Source organism: Vibrio sp. 2134-1 (assembly GCF_033339495.1).
On sequence record NZ_JAWOUS010000256.1, the window covers coordinates 1 to 837 of the forward strand.

The 837-nt window shown below is 44.3% G+C and carries 2 protein-coding genes; one reads left to right on the forward strand and one right to left on the reverse strand.

The window, feature by feature from the left end:
* Positions 1-307 (reverse strand): glycerophosphodiester phosphodiesterase family protein (locus tag R7R78_RS25300; protein ID WP_263856318.1); only part of this gene is annotated, 307 nt, incomplete at its 3' end.
* 257 nt (positions 308-564) lie between these two features.
* On the opposite strand from R7R78_RS25300, the gene R7R78_RS25305 reads away from it, so the two are divergent.
* Positions 565-837, forward strand: a 273-nt coding sequence (locus R7R78_RS25305) for a lactate/malate family dehydrogenase (RefSeq protein ID WP_406707395.1), incomplete at its 3' end; no start/stop codon positions are given.

Here is an 837-nt window from a genome sequence, read left to right on the forward strand (position 1 = left end):
GCTCAGTAGCCAAGCTTAATAGCTCCTCAAGAGTCATGATAGTTTCGCCAGCAAAATCTTCGCTGAACCAGCCACCGAAATCTAATTGTCTTAGTTCTTTCAACGTATGCGCATCAACTCGTCCTTTGCCATTGCTGCATCGACTTAACGTATGATCGTGACAAACCACAAGCACGTTATCTTTTGTTGGCTGAACATCCACTTCTACCCATTTTAGGCCGAGATCAATTGCAGCTTGAACGCTGACTTTTGTATTTTCTGGGAACGAGCCGGCAACGCCGCGGTGACCAATTAACAGAGTTTCCATTTTGTTTGCCTTCTTGAATGAGATGTCCAGATTGTACTCGCTTTTGGCCGTTGATATAGAGGTGAAAGGCTTCTTCAGGGCGGTAACGTCACGATTCAACGGTGTAATTTTCACCAGACAAGCATGGTGCGGAAATGAAAGACTAGATTGGTAACAGATTCTGAGCTACAAAATGACGTTGGACTTTTATGCTCTTGCCGCTCATTTTTAAAGAGCGACGTATCTTTCAAGAGCCGCATTTTTTCAGGGAGAGTAAGATGAAAATTGGTGTGATTGGCGCTGGCGCCGTTGGAGTTGGTGTTTGCAATTATTTGCTCACGCTAGGCAGCGTCAGTGAACTTGTTCTGTTAGACCAAAACTTAGAAAGAGCTGAAGGGGAAGTCTTCGATTTTCGTCACACTGCGGCGTTAACCTTTTCCAAAAATACCCGCATTATTCCCTCAGATGATTACCTCGATTTGTTAGGTGCCGATATTGTTGTGATAACGGCAGGTGCGCAAATTCAACAAGGACAAACACGTTTAGATATC